This window comes from Jannaschia sp. R86511 (genome assembly GCF_042466345.1).
Lineage (GTDB): Bacteria > Actinomycetota > Actinomycetes > Actinomycetales > JBBAYJ01 > Aquipuribacter.
This window is the reverse complement of sequence record NZ_JAXHCD010000001.1, coordinates 291219-313010: the sequence shown is the minus strand read 5'-3', so window position 1 is coordinate 313010 and position 21792 is coordinate 291219. Positions and strand designations below refer to the sequence as shown.

General features: G+C 73.5%; 18 protein-coding genes. 9 read left to right on the top strand and 9 right to left on the bottom strand.

The window, feature by feature from the left end:
- Positions 1 to 322: 322 nt before the first annotated feature.
- Positions 323 to 817: a DUF5956 family protein gene (locus SJY06_RS01485; protein WP_380163915.1), complete on the bottom strand. Its 495-nt coding sequence runs from the start codon at positions 815 to 817 to the stop codon at positions 323 to 325.
- 139 nt (positions 818 to 956) lie between these two features.
- A complete protein-coding gene (locus SJY06_RS01480) occupies positions 957 to 1448 on the bottom strand; it encodes a hypothetical protein (RefSeq protein ID WP_380163913.1) in 492 nt (163 codons plus the stop codon).
- Between the two features lie 351 nt (positions 1449 to 1799).
- Here SJY06_RS01480 and SJY06_RS01475 point away from each other — a divergent pair, with 351 nt between their 5' ends.
- Entirely contained in the window at positions 1800 to 2567 is a 768-nt protein-coding gene (locus SJY06_RS01475; RefSeq protein WP_380163911.1) for an aminoglycoside adenylyltransferase domain-containing protein, read from the top strand.
- A 130-nt stretch (positions 2568 to 2697) separates the two neighbouring features.
- Here the strand turns inward: SJY06_RS01475 and SJY06_RS01470 are convergent, their stop codons facing one another.
- A complete protein-coding gene (locus SJY06_RS01470; protein WP_380163909.1) occupies positions 2698 to 3240 on the bottom strand; it encodes a GNAT family N-acetyltransferase in 543 nt (180 codons plus the stop codon).
- A gap of 131 nt (positions 3241 to 3371) precedes the next feature.
- Positions 3372 to 3992, bottom strand: a complete 621-nt coding sequence (locus tag SJY06_RS01465) for a TetR/AcrR family transcriptional regulator (protein ID WP_380163907.1) — start codon at positions 3990 to 3992, stop codon at positions 3372 to 3374.
- Positions 3993 to 4074: 82 nt separating this feature from the next.
- Between SJY06_RS01465 and SJY06_RS01460 the strand changes: the two genes are divergently transcribed.
- A complete protein-coding gene (locus tag SJY06_RS01460; protein ID WP_380163905.1) occupies positions 4075 to 5028 on the top strand; it encodes an ATP-binding cassette domain-containing protein in 954 nt (317 codons plus the stop codon).
- Positions 5025 to 5825: an ABC transporter permease gene (locus tag SJY06_RS01455; protein WP_380163903.1), complete on the top strand. Its 801-nt coding sequence runs from the start codon at positions 5025 to 5027 to the stop codon at positions 5823 to 5825. Before SJY06_RS01460 ends, SJY06_RS01455 begins: the two co-directional genes overlap by 4 nt.
- Positions 5826 to 6218: 393 nt before the next feature.
- Here the strand turns inward: SJY06_RS01455 and SJY06_RS01450 are convergent, their stop codons facing one another.
- Positions 6219 to 7742 (bottom strand): IS30 family transposase, encoded by a 1524-nt coding sequence (locus SJY06_RS01450; protein ID WP_380163901.1) that lies wholly within the window; start codon positions 7740 to 7742, stop codon positions 6219 to 6221.
- Positions 7743 to 8094: 352 nt separating this feature from the next.
- Positions 8095 to 12117 (bottom strand): ATP-dependent RNA helicase HrpA, encoded by a 4023-nt coding sequence (hrpA, locus tag SJY06_RS01445; RefSeq protein WP_380163899.1) that lies wholly within the window; start codon positions 12115 to 12117, stop codon positions 8095 to 8097.
- Between the two features lie 106 nt (positions 12118 to 12223).
- On the opposite strand from hrpA, the gene SJY06_RS01440 reads away from it, so the two are divergent.
- The 5 genes from SJY06_RS01440 to cls all read left to right on the top strand — a co-directional run bounded on the left by SJY06_RS01440 (position 12224) and on the right by cls (position 18262).
- Entirely contained in the window at positions 12224 to 13009 is a 786-nt protein-coding gene (locus tag SJY06_RS01440; RefSeq protein WP_380163897.1) for a hypothetical protein, read from the top strand.
- A 100-nt stretch (positions 13010 to 13109) separates the two neighbouring features.
- Complete coding sequence (locus SJY06_RS01435) at positions 13110 to 14291, top strand: DMT family transporter (protein ID WP_380163895.1); 1182 nt, start codon at positions 13110 to 13112, stop codon at positions 14289 to 14291.
- A gap of 10 nt (positions 14292 to 14301) precedes the next feature.
- On the top strand, positions 14302 to 15315 hold the full coding sequence (locus tag SJY06_RS01430) for an alpha-hydroxy acid oxidase (RefSeq protein WP_380163893.1): 1014 nt from the start codon (positions 14302 to 14304) through the stop codon (positions 15313 to 15315).
- Positions 15316 to 15433: 118 nt separating this feature from the next.
- A complete protein-coding gene (locus SJY06_RS01425; protein WP_380163891.1) occupies positions 15434 to 16747 on the top strand; it encodes a lycopene cyclase family protein in 1314 nt (437 codons plus the stop codon).
- A gap of 51 nt (positions 16748 to 16798) precedes the next feature.
- Positions 16799 to 18262, top strand: a complete 1464-nt coding sequence (gene cls / locus SJY06_RS01420; RefSeq protein WP_380163889.1) for a cardiolipin synthase — start codon at positions 16799 to 16801, stop codon at positions 18260 to 18262.
- Positions 18263 to 18275: 13 nt separating this feature from the next.
- Here the strand turns inward: cls and purB are convergent, their stop codons facing one another.
- The 3 genes from purB to SJY06_RS01405 are packed head-to-tail and all read right to left on the bottom strand — an operon-like array spanning position 18276 to position 21268.
- Complete coding sequence (purB, locus tag SJY06_RS01415) at positions 18276 to 19730, bottom strand: adenylosuccinate lyase (RefSeq protein WP_380163887.1); 1455 nt, start codon at positions 19728 to 19730, stop codon at positions 18276 to 18278.
- A 60-nt stretch (positions 19731 to 19790) separates the two neighbouring features.
- Positions 19791 to 20684 carry a fructosamine kinase family protein gene (locus SJY06_RS01410; RefSeq protein ID WP_380163885.1) on the bottom strand — a complete coding sequence of 298 codons (894 nt, stop codon included), beginning with the start codon at positions 20682 to 20684 and terminating at the stop codon, positions 19791 to 19793.
- Positions 20681 to 21268: a low molecular weight protein-tyrosine-phosphatase gene (locus SJY06_RS01405; RefSeq protein WP_380163883.1), complete on the bottom strand. Its 588-nt coding sequence runs from the start codon at positions 21266 to 21268 to the stop codon at positions 20681 to 20683. Before SJY06_RS01405 ends, SJY06_RS01410 begins: the two co-directional genes overlap by 4 nt.
- A gap of 210 nt (positions 21269 to 21478) precedes the next feature.
- Here SJY06_RS01405 and SJY06_RS01400 point away from each other — a divergent pair, with 210 nt between their 5' ends.
- Positions 21479 to 21736, top strand: a complete 258-nt coding sequence (locus SJY06_RS01400) for a hypothetical protein (RefSeq protein WP_380163881.1) — start codon at positions 21479 to 21481, stop codon at positions 21734 to 21736.
- Positions 21737 to 21792: the final 56 nt, after the last annotated feature.

The window sequence follows — 21792 nt, the reverse complement described above, 5'->3', positions numbered from 1 at the left end:
TCGCCTAGTGATGAGTTCGATCGCCAGCCAGACAACGCGGGCAACAAGCCCGACGATCACTCCGACGGTCGGTGTCACGGCGAAGCCCAGCACGAGGCCGAAGATCAGGGTAATGACGACCGCCCGCCATATCGAGAGGTCGCGTTTGTCTGCATAGTCGCCGAACCTGCCCGACGGGCACCCAGAATTGTCCGATAGGGGACCCTCTGCCGGCGACGATCAGCAGCCAGAGCCACGCCGCCGGCGACCGGGTCGCGCCGTCCCACAGGGGATCGGTGAGTGACGCGATGTGCAGCTGCGCCCTGCAGACACATGCGAGAGCTCACGAGGTGGTGACGAACCACGTCCTGATTCTTGTTCGCGTCCACGCCACGAGCTCCGGGCAGCACCATGCGGGGACACCCTCGGCATCGACACCGGCATCGAGGGCGTCGACCACTGCGCTCAGGTCGCGAAAACGCTGGGGCGGTCGCAGCAGCCACAACCTCCCGAACGGCCGAGGTGGCACACCGGCAGACACGAGGACCTGGTTGATGAACTCCTCCTGCTCCTCGAAGTCCCACGCCGAGAAGGGAATGACCGTCTCGGCCGCACCCTCCCGCCGCACCCGAACGACGCGCAGTGACCGGTCGGGCACCCATGCCCGCTGGGCACTCGGCCAGACGGCCGGCAGGAAGCACCACATCGGTGCTTCAGGCGCGAGGAACCACCCTCGCTCACTGGCGGCCATGACGGCGGGCAATAGCTCCGGCGGCAACGGCTCATGTGGCAACTCGTCCCGGAGCTGGCCTTCGTCGGCAGCCCAGTCGCCCACCATGGGCGGAGTCTGCCAGGCAGCCCGTACGACAGTGCGTTCGTCAACGTTCCGACAGACGACCGGCTACCGGCGACGGCCAGCGAGCTGACGAGTGGCCGTCGGGACGCCGGCGTCCGTCCCACAGAGGATCCGTCTTCGTTCAATCGAGTTGGCTGGTCGACGACGCCGGGAAACCAGCCGCACGTAGGTCGTCTAGCGCTTCTACGACGTCCGAGACAGCGACGACCAAGACGTAGCCGGTGTCACGTTCGATGATGAGGCGTCGACCGGTTAGCAGCCAGGCCAGGTCCTTCACAGAGCGGGCACGGCGGTTGAGCGACCTGTCGTCTTCCCGCACGACGACCACCTCTGCGCGGGCCAGCCTCTTGTGGGTGAACGGACCACGTCCGGCCCGCAGCTCCGTGGCCGAGATGCGAAGCCAGGACCGCGCCATCAAGGCCCAGATCACGGCCAGCAGCACCGCCGCGGCGAGGATCCAGCGGAGGTCTCGCTCCTGGTCCGGGAGAACCAGCGCCATCACCAACTGCAAGGACATGAAGGAGAACAGCATCAACGCTGCCACCGACCAGAGCGGACCGCGGTGCACCGCACTGGATGCCTCTGGAGTCCCGTCGGTGCTGCGCCTGGCCACGGTGGCAACCTACGCGTCGGACGGGGCGCCGGCCCCGATCCCTGTCTTGCCACGGCTCCCGGCCGTGGCAACGGACCGCGTAACCCACTTCTCGCCCAGCCATCCCGTGCGGTCCCGGTTGCCGACCGGCTACCGGCGACGAAGCCGACCGCAGGACGGACGCCGGCAAGCGTGACGAGTCCGTCCCACAGGGGATCGGCTAGCGGCGACGATCAGCGCCTCGACGCGCCCCCGCGGGCGATTCCCCTGCCACCACAAGTGGCGACGCTCGCCGTAAACCGGTGGCACCGGCTTGTCATCGTCCGGGACGCTTCAAGGGTGGTCCAGGCCAGAGGCGACCGGCCTCCACCGTTGCCCGAAGACGTCGACCAGCTCCTCGCGAAGCTCGTCGACCTGCTGGCCGACAGCCTCGGTCCTGTGCTGGCAGGCCTGTACCTGCACGGCTCGCTCGTTGTCGGCGACTTCGCACCAGGGCGGAGCGACGTGGACGTCGTCGCGGTGCTGACGGTTGAGCCCGACGATGACCTGCTCGACCACCTGGGCCGAGTCCACGACGAGGTCAGCCGGCTCCTCCCGACATGGCGTGGGCACGTGGAAGTGGAGTACGTGGCCCTGGAGACGTTGCTCGAGCACGCGGCGGGCGGACCCGTCGAGACGCCGGGCGTGATCGCGCGCATCAGCCCGGGTGAGCTTCTGCACCTGCTCCCCGCCACCCCGCACCGGATCCTGGGCTGGTCACTGGTGCGCCGCCACAGCCGCACCCTGGTCGGGCGTCCGGCGCAGGAGGTCTTTCCCTCGTTCAGCGAGGAGACGGTCAAGGAGGCGCTGCTGCATCACGTCCGGGACTGGCCCGTGTGGGTGCGCGAGATGGCCACGGCAGGTGGGCAGGCATACGCGGTCCTCAGCCTGTGCCGGGCCGCGGTGCTGCTGACGACCGGCGACCAGGTGTCCAAGAAGGCCGCGGCCACGCACGTCGCCCGGGAGGTGCCTGCCTGGACGGACGTCGTGCTGTGGGCTCGGGACTGGTGGTACGGGGGCGGGAGCGATGACGAGCCACCACGCACCGCCGATGTCCGTCGCTTCGTTGAAGAGACGAGCGCCTCACTCGCCCCCCTGTGAGTCAGCGATCCCCGCGCCGGGCCAACTAATCTCGGAGAGGTCCGGCGACGCGAGCCACTTCGAACCACTCCGAATCACTCATGGTGCTCGTCCCGACAGCCGATCCCCAGCCGACGAAGGGGCACGTGCCTCAATGCTCAGACGCGGAAGCTGGCGAGGGCTCGTTGAGGAGCTGGTGCAAGACGTGGTCCTGCCATCGGCCGGCGATGCGCAGGTAGTGCGGAGCGCGACCGATCTCGGTGAAGCCGTTGCGGACCAACACCGCCCGTGAGGCAGCGTTGTGCTCGAGGGTGTCGGCCTGCAGCCGGTGCAGGCCGAGGTCATCGAAGGCCAGGCGAACCGCGGCGGCCACGGCCGCGGTGGCCACACCGCGACCGCCGTGGGCCTGGTCGACCCAGTAGCCGAGGTGCGCGGACTGGAAGGCGCCTCGGACGATGTCGTTGACGGTGATGCGCCCGGCGATCCGTCGGTCGGCGACGATCAGGAGCGGCACGGCCGTGCCGGCCCGGTGGCGGGCCAAGACCGTTCGCAGCTGGTCGCGCTGGACGTCCTCGGTGAAGAAGGCGTCCTCGCGGTGGGGCTCCCACGGGGCCAGGAACTCGCGGTTGCGCCGGAGCAGACCGGTCAGCGCGGCGGCGTCGTCCTCGGCGACCAGCCTGATCCGCACGTCCACCGGACGACCCTACAAACCTGTCCGCAGGGGATCGTGTACTGGGGCTCGATCGCGCCAGCCAGCGGGTAGAGCCACTCCAGTCAGCACTTCCAGCGAGCGCGTTCGGCACCTACGCCGGAAGCGCCGGCGGGTCAGGTGGCTGGCGCCTGGGCTGGCGGGGCCAGTCGGGCGAGCAGCAACTGCAGCTGACCACCGACGTGCTCAAGGTACTCAGATGAGTCGGGGTCCAGGCCCATGTAGCGCTTGACGTCGGCAGGAAACACGAAGCCCGCCGCGACGACGACCTGCATCAGCAGCAGCACGAAGGCGGGGTCGAGAGTCTCGTCGATCTCACCGTCAGCCTGCCGTCGGCGCAGGTGCACCAGTTCAGGGGCATCGGGGTCGAAGTCGATCCCCCTCACGTCCTCGGCCAACTTCTCGCGGATGGCGATGCGCATGTCCGGTCCGCTGTGCGCGGCCTCGAGGTAGCGGAACGCCATCTCGGCGAGGCTGATCTCGGGATCGGCTAGTTGCTCGGACTCGGTCCGCCACCTGTCGAGGATTGCGTGGTAGAGCCCTTCCTTGCCACCGAAGTAGTAGGAGATCAACTGCTTGTTGACGCCCGCTCGATCCGCGATCTCGCTGACCCGGGCACCGGCCAGCCCCTTGGCCGCGAACTCGGCCCGGCCGGCCTCGATGAGTGCCTGTCTCGTCCGCTCGGCATCACGCTGGCGTTCCTGAGGGCCGGGTGACCGGCGCGGGCTGCTCGTCATCGAACCAAGACTAAAGCACGGTCAACACGGTCATCCATCTGTATGGTTGACACGACTGGACATGCGGATGACTATTTGTGCCATGGACCCACTCATCGAGGCTCACGGCCTCACCAAGCACTTCGGCAGCCTCGCGGCGCTCAACGGCCTCGACCTGGTCGCACCCTCCGGTCAGGTACTGGCGATCCTCGGCCCCAACGGCGCAGGGAAGACCACCTTCATCCGCACCATTGCCACCTTGACCCGCCCGGATGCGGGCACCCTTCGCGTGGCGGGGATCGACGCGGTGCGCCAACCGCAGCGCGTGCGAAGGGCGATCGGCCTGGCCGGCCAGTACGCCGCGGTCGAGCCGGTGCTCACCGGTCGGGAGAACCTGCGGATGGTGGCCCGCCTGTTCGGTCACGGGCGGCGCCAGGCCGGCTCCGCCGCCGACGCGGTGCTCGACCAGCTAGGCCTGAGCCAGGCTGGCGACCGCCCGGTGCAGACCTACTCCGGGGGCATGCGCCGACGCCTCGACCTGGGCGCCAGCTTGGTCGGCGCGCCTCGGCTCCTGCTCCTGGACGAACCCACCACAGGGCTGGACCCGCGCAGCCGCATCGAGCTGTGGCGCGCCATCGAAGCGCTCGTTGCTCAGGGCACCGACATGATCCTGACCACCCAGTACCTCGAAGAGGCCGACCGGCTCGCCGACCGCATCGCCATCATCGACCGCGGACGGCTGGTCGCCTCAGGAACCGCCCATGAGCTGAAGTCCCGGGTCGGACAGGACGTCATCGACGCCAAGATCCGCGACGCGAACGACCTCCGCAAGGCAGCCGAAGCTCTCGGTCCCGAAGCCAGCATCGACGCCGGTGAATCCAGGGTCGCACGGCCCGCCGATGGCGGTCCCGAGCAGCTCGTCACCGCCGTACAAGCGCTGTGCCGGGCCGGGATCGCACTGGACGACATCGCCCTGCGACGCCCGACCCTGGACGACGTCTTCCTCACCCTGACCGGCCACGCAACCACTGCATCCACCCAGGAGACCCTCACATGAGCTCGCTGACTCCCTCCTCCACCGCAGGACCCGCGGCCACCACCGAGGTGATGGCTGGGCGCACCGCCCTCACGATGCTGCGCCGTCCGCAGGTCATCGGCATCGCGGTGCTGCAGGCGCTGATGTTCTTGCTGATGTTCCGCTATGTCATCGGCGGCGCGATCGAGCTACCCGGTGCCACGTACGTGGACTACGTGGTCCCCGGACTGGTGGTCGCCGGACTGCTGTTCACCGGAGGCGGCAGCGCCGTCGCCGTGGCCGAGGAGGCCGCAGGAGGCCTGTACGACCGCCTGCGGTCGCTACCCGTGGCCGGATCGGCGGTCCTGGGCGGCAGAGCGGTGGCCGACGCCGCCCTCATGGTGGCCATCGGCACCATCACCCTGCTCGCTGGCATCACCGTCGGCTTCCGGGTCCACGGGGGGGCCGCGGGGTCGGTCGGTGCACTGGCCCTGCTCGCGGTCTACAGCTTGGCGTTCGCGTGGGTCTACGTGTGGATCGGGCTCGTCGCCAGCAGCCCCCAAGCGGCCCAAGGTCTGGGCATCCTCTCCATTCCGTTCTCGTTCCTCTCCAGCGCCTTCGTGCCCGTCGACACCCTCCCAGCCGTCCTACGCCTCGTCGCCGACATCCAACCGCTGACCATGATGGTCAACGCATGCCGCGGCCTGCTGCTCGGTGACCCCTTCGTCGGCACCCTCGACCACGGCCTCGGGTACTACATCGTCGGCTCTCTGCTGTGGTCCCTGGCACTCACCGCAGTCGCCATCCCACTCGCCCTCCGGGCCTACCGCCGCGACTAGGACTGGCGGCCACAAACCAGCACGAAGACGCCTCACGGCCTATCAAGAAGGAAGCCCCAGCCCTCCGGTTTCTGGGGCTTCCTTCGGTACCCGAGGGCAACGTGAAATCCCCTCAACCCGCCAGACGTCGCCACGCGAGGCTGCCGTCGCCGGCGTGCCCAGTCCAGCGGCCCCCGGGAGGGGGCGACCCGTCCCGCGACCCGACCCCCATCCGACAAACCCGCTCATCACGGCCCTGCGCCTCGCCCCTTCCGCCGGCCCGTCCCGACAGACCCGTCCGGTGCCCGTTCCCGCGTGGGCACGGCGAATTTTAACGATCGACGCAACAACAATGAGTGAACTATTCCGTGTGAACCGTACTGGTGATGGCTGCTGGTGGGCTACTTGGGCAGGTCAGCCTGTTCGGAGAGCGGCGCGGAACCGGGCCGTGGGCGTCTGGAAGTCGAGGGTCTTTCGTGGCCGGTCGTTGAGCAGGCGCGTAATGGTCGTCACGTGCTCGTGGCTGTGCGAGGACAGGTCCGTGTTCTTTGGGAAGAACTGCCGGACCAGGCCGTTGTAGTTCTCGTTCGCGCCGCGCTGCCATGGGCTGCTTCGGTCGGCGAAGTAGATTTCTAGCCCGGTCGCCGCGGCGAGTTCCTGGTGGCGTGCCATCTCGACGCCCTGGTCCCAGGTCAAGGTCCGGGTCAGGTGCGGCGGGAGCTCGTCGAAGACCTGTCGCAGTGCGGCGTTCACGGTCAGTGCGGTGTGGTCGCCGGGCAGGTTGACGATGATTCCGTAGTGCGTCACGCGCTCTCGCAGCGTGATCATCGCCGAGGCCGAGCCGAGCCCGATGATGAGGTCGCCCTCCCAGTTGCCGGGTTCGATGCGGGCTGCGACCGTCTCGGGCCGGTCTCGGATGGAGGTCATGTTCCGGACCGCGCCGTCCTTGAAGGAGCGGGTGATGTGGTGGGCGCGTCGGAGTCGTCGACCGGTGCGCAGCCTCGCTGTGTAGCGCTCGTGCAGGCAGCGGGCGCCGGGGACGACGAGCGCCCGGTAGATGGTCTCGGTGCAGACGGTGCGACCGGTGTCGTGCAGGCGTGTGGTGCGTAGCCAGCCGGCGATCTGCTCCGGTGACCAGTACCGGTTGAGCTTGCGCTGCACGAGCTGGCGCAGCCGGCTGTCCAGGACCAGCTTGGACTGCCGCGGGCGCAGGCGCTGCTGTCCGGCGGCCTGCTCGGCCTGGTGCGGGTTGTAGCGACCGTGCTGGTCACGGTGCCTTTGCAGCTCGCGGCTGATGGTCGAGGTGGACCGGCCGAGCTCGGCGGCGATAGCCCGGAGGGTGACGCCGTGGCCGAGCAGGTCCGCGATCTGCAACCTCTCGTGCAGGCTCAGGTAGCGCCCGGCCCCGACGCTGTCCTGGGGGCGGGCGGACGGGTTGCCGCGGGCTCGGATGTTCCGGCCGGTCTTCGGGTGCAGGCGCATGATCTTGCAAGCCTCGCTGTTGCTGTGGCCTTGGCCGATGAGGTCCCAGTAGCGCGCGTGTCGGGCCTGCGTGGCGGTGGATGCTCGCGGCTGCAGCAGCGCCTGGGCGTGCCGTGCCGAGGTCGTCACGGCCTCGTGGAGGGTGGCTCGGGCGGCCCTCTCGGCCCGGGCGAGGCCGTGGCGTCGCTCCTGCTCCCACCGCTCGGCCCGTCCGTCGTCCAGGCGCAGGGCTCGTGCCGCTGCTCGCACCCCCACCTGGTCCTCGCGCTGCTCGAGGAACCGGCGGTGCAGCCACCTGTAGGCCGTGGAGCGGCCCACTCCCAGGGTGCGTGCGGCGACGCTCGGGGTCATGCCGGCATCGAACGCGGCCCAGAACAGCGCCTCCGTCCCGGCGGGTCGTCGACAGTGGTGGCGGTAGTCACCGGCTTCGAGGCGCGCCTCGTCCCAGGCCGGCATGAGAGAGGAGACAAAGCCGAGACTGCGCTGTGCTTGCGCCATGTCGAGCCCGTCATCGCGCAACTCGTTGAACGCTTCTCGAGTCCACCGGCGAGCTGTTTCTTTCCCAACGCCGGCCGCCCGGGCGGACTTCTTGAGACTGGTACCGGCTCGCAACGCGGCGAAGAACCGCCGTCCAGCAGGAGAATCTCTGTGCAGATGCATCCGTGACACCCGTCGATCGGGCTGTTGCGTCGATCAGTAGAACTCGGCGCACCTTTTCTGGGGCACCCGAGCCGGCCGCCCGGGCCGACTGCGGCCGTAGGCACGCGGCGCGCCCCACGCCGCACTGACCCCCGTCCGAACGGACCCGTCAGCCGCGCGCCGCCACCCAGGCGTTCAGCGCGTTGCGGATCCGCTTCTCGCTGACCGGGTGCGCCGTGCCGAGCTGCTGGGCGAAGACGCTGACCCGCAGCTCCTCGACCATCCAGCGGACCTCGAGCAGCGACGCGGGGACGGCGGCGCCCTCGGGCAGCGTGTCGACCACGTCGAGGTAGGCGTCGTAGGCGGGCAGCACCCGGTCCAGCAGCGTCGCGTCGCGGCCGGGGTCGACCTCGGCCGCGTCCAGGCGGCGCTCCACGGCGGCCAGGTAGCGCAGCACGTGCGGCATCCGCTCGGCCCCGGTGGCCAGCACGAACCCCGGCGCCACCAGCCAGTCGACCTGCGCGCGGACGTCGGCCACGGTGTCGCGCAGCGCGGGCGAGGTGAGCCGGGACACCCGGTCGCGGACACCGTGGGCGGCCGACAGGACGCGCGACACCGTCCGCACCACTTCCTCGGTCACGGGGTGCACGTCGGCGCGCACCTGCTCGCGCAGCGCGTCGACCGCGGCCCGGTCGCGCACGGCCCACGTGCCGTCGGGTCGGTGCTGCCGGACCAGCCGGGTCACGGCCGCGGCCAGGCAGTCCTCGAGCATGTCCAGCACCGACGGGTACGGCGTCCACGACAGCGCCAGCCGGGTGGGCACGTCCAGCGCGGACGTGATGGCCCCCAGCGGCGAGCGCAGCCCCAGCAGCACGGCCCGTCGCACGCCGCGGTCGTGGGCGACCACGGCCGCCGGGCGCGACGGCAGCACCCGTACCCCGAGCGCAGCGCCCTCGTCGACCCAGGTCGGCCAGCCGCGCACCTCGTGCCCGGCGACCTGCCGCTCCACCACCTCCGGCAGCACCTGCTCCGGGGCCGCGTCCAGGCCCCGGCGCTCCATCGACGCCGTCGCCCGCTGCAGCGAGTCCTGCGCCCGGCCGGCCAGGCGGCGACGCAGCTCGGCCACGTCACCGCCCTCGGCCAGCACCCCGCCCTTGGTGTCGACCACCCGCACCCGGGCCCGCAGGTGCGGCGGCAGGCTCGAGGCGTCGAGGTCGTCGGCCTGCACGACAGGCCCGCCCAGGTCGGTCAGGGCGTGCGCCACCACGGCGCGCACCTCACCACGCGGGGCCACCCCGCCGGGGGCGACCCGCGCCAGCACGCCGGCCGCATGGTCCGGTGCCGGTGCGAACGAGCGCCGCAGCGCCTTGGGCAGCGACCGGACGAGCGCCGTCACCAGCTCCTCGCGCAGCCCCGGCACCAGCCAGCCGAGGGCGTCGGCGTCCAGGCCCGGCAGCACCTGCTCCGGCACGGTGACCGTCACGCCGTCGTCGCCGGCGCCGGGCGAGAACCGGTAGGCCAGCGGGAGCGCGACGGTGCCGTCCAGGTGCGGCACGTCCAGGTGGTCGGGGAACTGCTCGACGACCGCCCCGGCGTGCCCGTCGCCGGCCAGCACGTCCGTGCGCGTCATGGTCAGCAGGTCCGGGGTGTCGGGCCGGGCCCGCTTCCACCAGGCGTCGAAGTGCCGGGCGGAGACCACGTCGGCGGGCACGCGGGCGTCGTAGAACGCGTGCACCGCGGTGTCGTCGACCACGACGTCACGACGCCGCGTGCGCTCCTCGATCTCGCGCACCTCGGCCATCAGCGCGGCGTTGGCGGCCAGGAACGCGTGCCGGGACTCCCAGTCGCGCTCGACCAGGGCGTGGCGGATGAACAGCTCCCGCGACAGGACCGGGTCCACCCGCGCGTAGCCGACCGTGCGCGCGGCCACGAGCGGGATGCCGTACAGCGTCACCTTCTCCGTCGCCTCGACCTGCCCGCGGCCGGCGTTCCAGCGCGGCTCCGAGTAGGTGCGCCGGACCAGGTGCCCGGCGACGGGCTCGACCCAGTCCGGCTCGATGACGGCGCAGTCGCGCGCGAACAGCCGGGCCGTCTCGACGAGCTCGGTGGCCATCACCCAGCGGGGACCCGCGTTCTTGGCCCGCTTGGCCCCGGCGCTGCCGGCCGGCCGCGGCCGGGGCAGCACCGAGCCCGACCCGATCGAGAACCGCGCGCCGCGGGCCCCCAGGTAGTCGGTCGCGTCGCCCTCCCGGAAGCCGATGTGCGACAGCAGGCCGGGCAGCAGGCTGCGGTGCACGGTGTCGGCGACCGACGCCTCGAACTGGGCGTAGGCGCCCGCGTCGGACCCGCGGCGCGGCTCGTCCTCGGGACGCAGCAGGCCGTTCGGGCCGAGCTTCGCCTCCTTGCAGACCTGCCGCAGCTGCCCGTCCAGGTCGAACCACTCCCGCACCCGCGCGTGGTGCAGGTGCTCGGCCAGGCACATCCGCCGGAACGCCGAGCTGGACAGCTCCTCGCGCCGCGCCCGCAGGTAGCGCCACAGCGCCAACCGGGTCAGCAGGTCGGAGCCCTCGACCCGGAAGCGCCGGTGGGCGAGCTCGGCGCGGGCCTCGTCGTCGGCCGGTCGCTGCCGGACGTCGATGATCGACAGCCCCGCCACCAGCGCGCGCACCTCGTCCAGGCAGCCGTTGCGGTCGGCCTCCAGCAGCATCCGGCCCAGCCGGGGGTCCACCGGTAGCCGGGCCAGGGTGCGCCCCACCGGGGTCAGGCGGCGGTGCCGGCTGGCCCGGCCGCGCTCGTCCTGCTCGATCTCCTCCGCGACCGCGCCGAGCTCCTCCAGCAGGGCCAGGCCGTCCTTGACCTGCCGCGGGTCGGGCGGGTCGAGCCAGTCCAGCTCCTCGATGTCGTCGATGCCCAGGCTGGTCAGCTGCAGCAGGACGCTGGCCAGGTTGGTGCGGCGGACCTCCGGCTCGGTGAACTCGGGCCGCGCGTCGTGGTCGGCCTCGCCGTAGAGCCGGATCGCGACGCCGGGCGCCAACCGCCCGGAGCGGCCCGCCCGCTGGGTCGCCGACGCCTGGCTGATCGGCTCGATCGGCAGCCGCTGCACCTTGGTCCGCAGCGAGTAGCGGCTGATCCGGGCCAGACCGGTGTCGACGACGTAGCGGATGCCCGGCACCGTCAGCGACGTCTCGGCCACGTTGGTGCTGACCACGACCCGGGTGCCGGCGTGCGGGGCGAAGATCCGGTGCTGGTCCGCGGCCGACAGCCGGGCGTACAGCGGCAGCACCTCCAGGCCCAGCACCGAGCCGGACAGCTGGCGGGTCAGCGCGTCGACGGCCTCGCGGATCTCGCGCTCGCCGGAGCAGAACACCAGCACGTCGCCGTCGCCCTCGGTCAGCAGCTCGGTGACGGCGTCGACGACCGCCTGCGGTTCGTCGCGGTCGTCACCCGCCTCGGCCTCGTCCCCGGAGTAGGGCCGATAGCGGATGTCCACCGGGTACGTCCGCCCGGACACCTCGACGATCGGCGCGCCGCCGAAGTGCTCGGCGAAGCGCTGCGGGTCGATGGTGGCGCTGGTGATGATGAGGTGCAGGTCGGGCCGCTGCGGCAGCAGCCGGTGCAGGTAGCCCAGCAGCACGTCGACGTTCAGCGACCGCTCGTGGGCCTCGTCGACGATGATCGTGTCGTAGCGGCGCAGCATCGGGTCGCGCTGGATCTCCGCCAGCAGGATGCCGTCGGTCATCACCTTGAGCAGCGTCGACGGCCCGGTCGAGTCGGTGAACCGGACCGCGAAGCCCACGTGCTGGCCCAGCGGGGTGCCGACCTCTTCCGCGATCCGCTCGGCCACGCTGCGGGCCGCGATCCGACGGGGCTGGGTGTGCCCGATCAGCCCCGTCGTGCCGCGGCCGGCCTCCAGCGCCAGCTTGGGCAGCTGGGTCGTCTTGCCGGAGCCGGTGGCGCCGGCCACGACGACGACCTGGTGGTCCCGGATCAGCCGGACGAGCTCCTCGCGCCGGCCGGTGACCGGCAGCTCCTCGGGGTAGCGCAGCGGAGGCAGGGTCTCGTGAGCCGCGGCGAGGCGGGCGACCTGGCGCTGCGCCTGACGCTGCGCCTGCTGCGGCGCGCCTGACCGGCGGTCGCCGGAGCGGCCGCGGGCGGGGCGGCGCCCGCGCGGACGACCGGAGGGGGAGGACATGGCCCGACGAGCCTATGCCGAAGCCGCCGGGCCGGCCGGACGGTGGGTCACGACCCCGACCGCCGCGGCCCTGTCGCGGCGCCGGTCGCGCTCCTACCCTGGGTCCGTGCTGCTGCGCCCCGCCGTGCTCGCCGCGATCGAGCGCGGCGAGGTCGACCTCGCGTTCCGTCGCTGGGACCGCCCCCGGGTGGTCGTGGGCACCCGGATGCAGACCGGGGTCGGGCTGGTCGAGGTCACCGCCGTGGACCGGGTCGCCGCGTCCCGCATCACGGCCGCCGAGGCCCACCGGGCCGGCGCCGCGACGGCGGCGGAGCTGCGGGCCCTGCTCACCGGTCGCACCGGCGACGTCTACCGGGTCGGCCTGCGCCACGCCGGGCCCGACCCGCGGGACGCCCTGCGCGTGACGGTGCCGACGGCCGAGGAGGCCCGCGCGGTCCGGGCCCGGCTGGACCGGCTCGACCGGGCCTCGTCGACCGGGCCGTGGACCCAGCAGACCCTCGAGCTGATCGACCGGCACCCGACCGTGCGCGCCCCGGACCTGGCGGCCGTGGTGGGTCGACCGACGGCCGACTTCAAGCGCGACGTCCGCAAGCTCAAGGAGCTGGGGCTCACCGAGTCCTTCGACATCGGCTACCGGCTGTCCCCGCGCGGTCAGGCCGTCCTCGACGCCGACGGGGTGCGGTGCGAGCGGGGACCGGCTCTGGCGGGCTCGCCGTGGCCCCGCATCGGCGCCCCCGCCACCCGCGCCCTGCGCGCCGCCGGGTACGCGACCCTGGAGGACCTCGACGGCGCCGGCGAACGAGCCCTGGCCGCGCTGCACGGCGTCGGCCCGCTGGCGCTGGACCGGCTGCGGGAGGCCCTGGCCCGCGCCGGGCTCCGCCTGGCCCCCTGACCAGGACGGCTCGCGGACCGCCGCCCGTCGTCGCCCGCACGTGTCCGGCGTCACCCCGTCCCCGGTCGAGCACCCGTCCCGGCCGACCTACCCTGGTCCGGTGCACCGACCCGGTACGTCCACGACGTCCCGGGGTGGCACCCCCGGCCGTGACGCCACGGCCGGACCCGGCGCGCACGACCGCCACCGGCACGGCCTCGTCGTCGTCCTCAGCCTGCTGGGCACCCTGGCCGTCGGTGTCCTGGTCGCGGCCCAGTCCCGCATCAACGGCGAGCTCGCGCCCGTGCTGGTCCCGGCGGCCGAGGCCGGGTTCGGCTGGCGCGGCCCCGCGCCGGACCTGGTCGCGGCCGGGCTCGACGCCGCGCTGCTGTCGTTCGGCATCGGCTGGGTGCTCGTCGTGGCCGGGGCCCTGGCGACCCCGCGCGGTCGCCGGGGCCTGCGGGCGCTGCGGGCCTCGGCCCGCTCCGGCGGGCTGCGCTGGTGGCAGCTGCTCGGCGGGGTCGGCGGGGCGGCGTTCGTCGCGGCCCAGGGCATCGCGGTGCCCGTGCTCGGCGTCGCGGTGTTCACCGTCACCGTGGTGGCCGGCCTGACGGTGGGCGGGCTGCTGGTCGACCGGTTCGGCCTGTCGCCCAACGGGGCGCGGCCGTTCACCGTACGCCGGGTGGTCGGCTGCGCGCTCGCGGTGGCCGGGGTCGGGCTGAGCGTGTCCGGCAGCCTGGCCGGCGGCCTCACCACCGACGCCGGCGTCGTCGCCTTCGTGCTGGTCCTGGTGCTGGCGCTCGTGGTCGGGGTGGGCACCTCGGCGCAGCAGGCGGTCAACGGCCACGTCGCGGTCCGGTCCGGGTCGCCCTGGACCGCCGGGGTGGTCAACTTCACCGCCGGGGTCGCGTCCCTGCTGGTGCTGCGCCTGGTCCTGGTCGGCACGGCCGCGCCCGCGGCCCTGCCCACGCAGTGGTGGGCGTACCTGTCCGGGCCGATCGGGCTGTCGTTCATCGTGCTGGCCGCCCTGCTGGTGCGCACCCTCGGCGTGCTGCTGCTCGGCCTGGGCAACACGGCCGGCCAGCTGGTCGGGTCCATCGCGCTGGACGAGCTGCTGCCCACCGCGGCCGGCCGGCCGGGCGTCGTCGAGCTGACCGCGGCGGTCGTCATCTTCGCGGCGGTCCTGCTGGCGGCGAGCCGACCGCGCCGCGCCCGCCCGGGGCCGACCGGGTCGGGTGGTCCGGGTGGGCCGGGTGGACCGGGTGGCGCCGAACGCACCCCCGCGGGCACGGCCGCTCGCTAGCCTGCGGACCGTGGTGGGTGTGCCGGACTACGAGGCCCGTGCCCTCGACCTGCTGCCGCCGGAGGTCGTCGACTACTACGCGGGCGGGTCCGGCCGGGAGCAGACCCTGCGGGACAACCCCGCCGCCTGGTCCCGGGTCCGGCTGCGGCCGCGGGCGCTGCGGGACGTGTCACGGGTCGACACGGCCACGACTGTGCTCGGCACGCCGGTCGCCGCGCCCGTCCTCGTCGCGCCCATGGCGTTCCAGGGACTGGTCCACGCCGACGCCGATCGGGCCACGGCCCTGGGCGCGGCCCGGGCGGGGACCCTGCTGACGGTGTCGACGCGGTCGTCGCTGCCGGTCGAGGACATCGGCGCCGACCCGTGGTGGTTCCAGGTCTACGTCATGCGGGACCGCGACCTGACGGCCCGGCTGGCCGCCCGCGCCGCCGCCGCCGGCGCGCGGGCGCTGGTGCTGACCGCCGACACCCCGGTGGTGGCCCGCAAGCACCGCAACGACCGGGCGGGTGCGGTGTCGGAGGAGCACTTCCTGGCGGCGCTGGGGCCGGGCGCCGACGCGGCCTCGGCCGAGCAGGCCGCGGACATCACGTTCGACGAGGTGGCGCGGCTGCGACGGGACTGGGGCCTGCCGGTCGTCGTCAAGGGCGTCCTGCGGGCCGACGACGCCCGCGCGGCGGTCGAGGCGGGGGCGGCGGCGGTCCTGGTGTCCAACCACGGCGGCCGGCAGCTGGACGGCGCCGTCGCCACGGCCGACTGCCTGCGTGAGGTCGTCGCCGCCGTCGACGGGCGGGCCGAGGTCTACGTCGACGGCGGGGTGCGGACCGGGACCGACGTGCTGCGCGCCCTGGCGATGGGGGCCCGCGCCGTGCTGCTCGGCCGGCCGGTGCTGTGGGCGCTGGCCGTCGACGGCGCCGACGGCGTGCACGCGGTGCTGTCGGGGCTGGCCGACGACCTGGCCCACACCATGGCCCTGGCTGGCGCCCCGACGGTCGCCGACGTCACCACGGACCTGCTCGCGCCCTGAGGCCTGCTCGCGCCCCGTGGCCTGCTGGCGCCCTGAGGTCTGCTGGCACCCCGAGACCCCGGAGGCCTCCCGGGCCCCCGAGGTGACCGGGAGCACCCGCCCCGGCGATACTCCGACCGTGAACGACAGCGGGTCCCCACGAGGGGGCGAGGCGGCGGCCGATCAGGCCGACCTGGTCCTGGTGGGAGCCGGCGGTGCGGGCCTGGCCGTGCTGCACGCCCTGGCCCACCGCGACCTGACCGACGGCCTGCCCGGCCCGGTCCGGGTCGTCGTCGTCGACCCCGTGCCCGACCACGACACCGAGGCCCGGCACCGCACCTGGTGCTTCTGGGCGCAGGGCGACGTCAGCGTCGCCCCGGCCGTGCACGCCACCTGGCAGCAGGTCCGGGTCAGCGACGCGACCCGCGACCTGGTGCTGGACCTCGCGCCCTACCGGTACCACCTGGTGCGCTCGCCGGACCTGGCGGCGCTGGTGGCCGACGAGGTGGCCCGCGCACCCCGGCTGCACGTCGAGCGCGTCGTGGCCCCGGCCGAGCAGGTCGTGTCCTGCCGGGACCACGCCCACGTCGAGGTCGCCGGGCGCAGCCTGCGCGCCTCACTGGTGCTCGACTCGCGTCCGGCCCGGCCCGCCGTCGCCGGCCGGGTGTTCTGGTGGCAGCACTTCCGGGGCTGGACGCTGCCCCCGGGCTCGCTGCCCGAGCGCCGCGGCGCAGGGCCGGTGGCCAGCCTGATGGACTTCCGCACCGCGCAGCCCGCGGCGGGCCTGTCGTTCGGCTACCTGCTGCCGCTGCCCGACGGCCGCGCGCTGGCGGAGTACACCGAGTTCTCGCCCGACCGCCTCGACGACGCGGGCTACGACCGGGCCCTGCGCGGCTACCTCGACCTGCTGGGCGTCGGTCGTGACGTCGTGCCCGACCACGTGGAGACCGGGGCCATCCCCATGACCGACGGCCGCTTCGACCGCCACGTGGCCTCCCGCGTGGTGCGCATCGGCACGGCCGGTGGCGCCACCCGCGGCTCCACCGGCTACACGTTCGCCGCCATGCTGCGCGACGGCGCCGCGGTGGCCGCCGCGGTGGCCGACGGCGCCCTGGCCGGCCCCGGTGCCGTCCGGCTGCCGCCGGCCTACCCGGCCCGGCACCGCTGGATGGACGGGGTGCAGCTGCAGGCGCTGGACGCCGGGCGGATCGACGGCCCGCGGTTCTTCACCGACCTGTTCGCCCGCCGCCCGGCCGCGCAGGTGCTGTCGTTCCTCGACGGCACCACCGACCTGGTGGAGGACCTCGGCATCATGGCGGCCTCGCCCACCTGGCCGATGACCTGGACCGCCGTGCGGGCCGGGCTGGGCGGACCGTGGCCCCGACGGCGAGGCGGTCAGGACCGGGTCCCCGCCGTCCCGGTGCCCACGACCGGTCAGCCCGCCCCCCGCTAGGCTCCGCGTCACCCGGGACGGCCGGGCCCCGGAAGGACGTCTGGCACCCCCGTGACCCTCGAACAGCTGTACCTCGTGGCCTCGGGCGTCGTGGCGGCCGTCTTCGCCGTCGTCGTGCTGTTCACCGCGTTCGTGGTGGTCCCCCGGGACCGGCGGCCGTCCTCGGCCACGGCCTGGATCGTGCTGATCATCTTCGTCCCGGTGGTCGGCGTCATCGCGTTCTTCTTCATCGGCAGCCCGCAGCTGCCCCTGGCCCGGCGGGTCAAGCAACGCAGCATCGACCGGCTGATCAACGAGCGCACCCGCGAGTACGGCCTCGGCGACCAGCCGACCCCCGGCCCGCGCTGGCTGGAGCAGGTGGTCCGGCTCAACCACCGCACGGGCGCGCTGCCGATGCTGCAGGGCAACAGCGCGTTCGTCGAGACCGGCTACGAGTCGTCCCTGCAGGCCATCACCGCGGACGTCGACTCGGCGCGGGAATTCGTGCACGTCGAGTTCTACATCCTGGCCCTCGACGCGACGACCGCCCCCGTCTTCGACGCCCTGGAGCGGGCCGTCGCCCGCGGCGTCACCGTCCGGGTGCTGCTGGACCACATCGGCTCGTGGGGCTCACCGGGCTACCGCCGCACGCTTCGTCGCCTGGACGAGATCGGCGCGCAGTGGCACCTGATGCTGCCGGTGCAGCCGCTGCGGGGCCGCTACCAGCGACCCGACCTGCGCAACCACCGCAAGCTGGTCGTGGTCGACGGGGCGGTGGGCTGGGCCGGCTCCCAGAACCTGGTCGACGCCAGCTACAACAAGCGCGCCAACCGCCGTCGCGGGCTGCGCTGGCAGGACCTGATGGTGCGCCTGCGAGGGCCCGTGGTGCAGGCGCTCGAGGCGCTGTTCGTCACCGACTGGTTCAGCGAGACCGACGAGCTGCTGGAGGTCGGCACCCCCGAGCCCAGCGAGACCCCGCACGGCGACCTGCACATCCAGGTGGTGCCCAGCGGGCCCGGGTTCGAGAACGAGAACAACCTCAACCTGTTCAACTCGCTGATGTACGGCGCGCAGGAGCGGATCAGCATCACCAGCCCGTACTTCGTGCCGGACGAGTCGTTGCTGTACGCCGTCACCGCCGCCGGCCTGCGTGGGGTCGACGTCGAGCTGTTCGTGCCCGAGCAGGCGGACCAGTTCTTCGTCCACCACGCGCAGCGGTCCTACTACGAGCAGCTGCTGCGGGCGGGCATCCGGATCTACCTGTACCCGGCGCCGTACGTGCTGCACGCCAAGCACATGGGCGTCGACTCCGACATCAGCGTCGTCGGCTCCAGCAACCTGGACATCCGCTCGTTCACCCTGGACCTGGAGTGCACGCTGCTCGTGCACGGCCGCTCGTTCCGCGACCAGCTGCGCGAGGTCGAGGACGGCTACCGCGCCGTCAGCCGGGAGCTCACCCTGGCCGGCTGGCTGGCCCGGCCCCGTTGGCAGAAGGTGACCGACAACCTGGCCCGGCTGACGTCGGCGCTGCAGTGAGGACCGCCGGTCCTCAGACCAGCAGCTCGTCGGCGCCGTCGTCCGGCGACCAGGCCGGCGCCAGGTGGTCGACCAGGTCGTCGGCGATGCCGGTGTAGGACTGCGGCGTCAGCTCCAGCAGGCGCTGGGTGACGTCGTCGGGCAGGCCGAGACCCCGGACGAACTCGGCCATGGCGGGGCCGTCGACGCGCTTGCCGCGGGTCAGCTCCTTGAGCCGCTCGTACGGGTTGTCCAGGCCGTGCAGCCGCATCACCGTCTGCACCGCCTCGCCCAGCACCTCCCAGGACGACTCCAGGTCCGCGTCCAGCACCGCGGTGTCGACGTCGACCGAGCGCAGCCCGCGCGCGGCGTTGTCGATCGCCAGCACGGAGTGCCCGAGCGCGACCCCGATGTTGCGCTGGGTGGTGGAGTCGGTCAGGTCGCGCTGCAGCCGCGACGTGGTCAGGGTGCGCTGCAGCACCTCCAGCAGACCGTCGGACAGCTCGAGGTTCGCCTCGGCGTTCTCGAACCGGATCGGGTTGACCTTGTGGGGCATGGTCGAGGACCCGATCGAGCCGGCCGGCGCGACCTGGGTGAAGTACCCCTGCGAGATGTAGGTCCAGGCGTCGGTGCACAGGTTGTGCAGCACCCGGTTGTAGCGCTGCACGTCGGCGTAGAGCTCGGCCTGCCAGTCGTGCGACTCGATCTGCGTGGTGAGCGGGTTCCAGGTCAGGCCGAGGCCCTCGACGAACCCGCGCGAGACCGCCTGCCAGTCCACGTCGGGCGCGGCGGCGTGGTGCGCGGCGTAGGTGCCGGTCGCCCCGTTCATCTTGCCCAGGTACTCCGCGGCCGCGATCCGGTCCAGCTGGCGGCGCAGCCGGAACGCGAGGACCGCGAGCTCCTTGCCCATCGTGGTGGGCGTCGCGGGCTGGCCGTGGGTGCGGGCCAGCATCGGCACCGACCGGTACTGCCGCGCAAGGGCGGCGACCTGCTCGGTCAGGGCCGTCGCCGCGGGCAGCCACACCTCGCGGACGGCGCGCTGGACCAGCCGGGCGTAGGCCAGGTTGTTGATGTCCTCGCTGGTGCAGGCGAAGTGGACGACCTCGCTGACGTCGGCCAGCGACGTGCCGGCCATCCGCTCCTTGAGCAGGTACTCCACGGCCTTGACGTCGTGCACGGTGACCCGCTCGATCTCGCGCAGCCGGGTGACGGTGTCGGCGTCGAAGTCCGCGGCGATGCCGTGCAGGCGCTGCACCTCGACGTCGTCCAGTCGCCGCACGCCCGGCAGCACCTGCTGCTTGGTCAGGTGCAGCAGCCAGGCGACCTCGATGCGCAGCCGCTCCCGGTTGAGCGCCGGCTCGGACAGGTGCTCCAGGAGCCCCTCGACCGCGGGCCGGTACCGGCCGTCCAGCGGGCTGAGGGTGGCCTCGCCGAGGTCGGCGGCGACACGGGCGGCGGTGCGGGACACGGCGGGTGACTTCTCGCTCACGGGGTGATCCTCACAGACTCCGGACCCCACCAGCGAACGCCGCCGGCGAACCCCGCGGCCTCAGACGTAGCGGGCGGCGAGCCCGGCCGCCTGGCTGCCGTAGCCGCCGCCGAACAGCACCGCGTGCACCAGCAGCGGGTGCACCTGGTGCAGGGCCACCCGCTCCGCCCAGCCGGCGGCCAGCGGGGCCGCCTCGTCGTAGGCGGACAGCACCCGCGGCAGGTGGGGCAGGTCGAACAGCGCCAGCATGGCCAGGTCGGTCTCGCGGTGCCCGCCGTGGGCGGCCGGGTCCACCAGCACGACCCCGTCGGCGGTCCACATCACGTTGCCGTTCCACAGGTCGCCGTGCAGCCGGGCGGGCGGCTCCGGGTCGCCCGCCAGCCCCGGGTCGGCGACCAGGCGGTCGAGCAGCCGGGACACCGTCGCGGACTCGGCCTCGGTGACCACCCCGGCGTCGTGGGCCGAACGCAGGTACGGCAGCAGCCGGAACTCGGCGAACCAGGGCCCCCAGGCGGTGCCGGTGCGCAGCGGCAGCACGAGCGGGCCGATGTAGCCGTCGCCCTGCCAGCCGTCGGGGCCGGTGCCGTGCTGCGCCGCGCCGGCGGCGTGGGTGCGCGCGAGCCCCCGCCCCAGCTGCTCCGCCGCCTGCGCCGTGGGGGTCACCTCGGGCAGGCGCGGCAGCACCAGTGCGTCCTCGGCGACCCGCAGGGGCTGCACCACGTCGACCCCGTCGGCCGCAGCGAGCCACCGCAGCCCGGCCGCCTCCACGGCGAAGTACCCCGGCGGGGCGTCCCGGCGGCGCTTGACGAACAGCTGGTCGTCCTGCAGCGCGGCCGCGGTGCTGCCGCAGTCGTCGGCGGCGGTCCGGTCGGTCGTGCTCCGAGGGCCCGTCCGGCCCGGCCCGGTCGGGTCGGCGTCGGCGTGCTCCCGGGTGGCGGGGCCGTGACCGCTCACCACGCACCCCGCTGACCGTCCGGGGCCAGGCCCGGGTGCAGACCGTCACCGGGCTGCACCAGGACCTGCTGCAGGTGCGTCAGCAGGCCGACGCAGGACTGCTCGACCTGGTCCAGCACCAGGTCGAACGCGTCCAGGTCGGAGTAGTAGGGGTCGGGCACGTCGAGCGCGCGGCCCACGTCCTCCCCGCGACCGGCCCGGTCGGAGACCTCGGCGTTCCGGGGGTCGAACGTGCGCAGCAGCCGCACCTTGGCCCGGTCGTCCTGGCTGGTCGTCCAGCCGCGCAGCGTCCGCTGGTGACCCCGGTCGAGCGCGAGCACCAGGTCCAGCTCGGGCAGCCACTGCGGCTCGAACAGCTGGGCGCGGTGCGGCAGGCCGTCGTAGCCGCGCGCGGCCAGCGCGGTGAGCGTGCGGTGGTCGGCCCGCTCCCCGATGTGCCAGTCGCCCGTGCCGGCCGACGTGGCCAGCACCAGTCCCGCGAGGCCCGCCGTCTCCGCCATCCGGGTCAGCACGACCTCGCCCATGGGGGAGCGGCAGATGTTGCCCGAGCACACGAAGCACACGCGCACCGGACCCGGGGACATGGGGGCATCCTTCCCCAGCGACGCCCGCCGCGGCACCCCTGAGCGCGAGGAGATCCGGCCGTCCGGTGTCCACAGCCGGGGTCGCGGGCGCTGCGTCCCCAGCGTGGGCCGGCGGCCGGGACCGGTAGGCCCGGGCCGCGGCAGCCTTCGGGGTGGGCCGGCCACCGGGGGCGGTCGGCGTGGTCGAGGGGACGTGGGGCGGGTGCTGCCGTGGTGGCGCAGGACGGGGACGACGGGGTGCGGGACGGGGTGCGGGACGCCGGGGTGCGGGACGCCGGGGTGCGGGACGCCGTGGCCGAGGTGGATGACCTGGCGGGCCGGGTGCGTCGGCTGCCGCCGCCCTCGTGGACGGGACCGGCGTCGGAGGCGTTCGAGGACGGCCTGGCCCGCACGGTCCGGCTGCTGGACGGGGCCGCCGACGCGCTGCTGCGGGCGCGGGAGGCCGCCCGCCGGCTCGGCGCCTCGTGAGGGGCGGTTCGGAGTGCGGGGTGGTGCTGGGAGGGGCGGTGCTGGGAGGGGTGGTG

Bases quoted from the DNA above. Each gene is read 5' to 3' on its own strand.
- SJY06_RS01485 (WP_380163915.1), bottom strand. From the start codon at position 817: ATGGTGGGCGACTGGGCTGCCGACGAAGGCCAGCTCCGGGACGAGTTG.
- SJY06_RS01465 (WP_380163907.1), bottom strand. From the start codon at position 3,992: ATGACGAGCAGCCCGCGCCGGTCACCCGGCCCTCAGGAACGCCAGCGT.
- SJY06_RS01460 (WP_380163905.1), top strand. From the start codon at position 4,075: ATGGACCCACTCATCGAGGCTCACGGCCTCACCAAGCACTTCGGCAGC.
- SJY06_RS01455 (WP_380163903.1), top strand. From the start codon at position 5,025: ATGAGCTCGCTGACTCCCTCCTCCACCGCAGGACCCGCGGCCACCACC.
- SJY06_RS01450 (WP_380163901.1), bottom strand. From the start codon at position 7,742: ATGCCGGCCTGGGACGAGGCGCGCCTCGAAGCCGGTGACTACCGCCAC.
- hrpA (WP_380163899.1), bottom strand. From the start codon at position 12,117: ATGTCCTCCCCCTCCGGTCGTCCGCGCGGGCGCCGCCCCGCCCGCGGC.
- SJY06_RS01405 (WP_380163883.1), bottom strand. From the start codon at position 21,268: ATGTCCCCGGGTCCGGTGCGCGTGTGCTTCGTGTGCTCGGGCAACATC.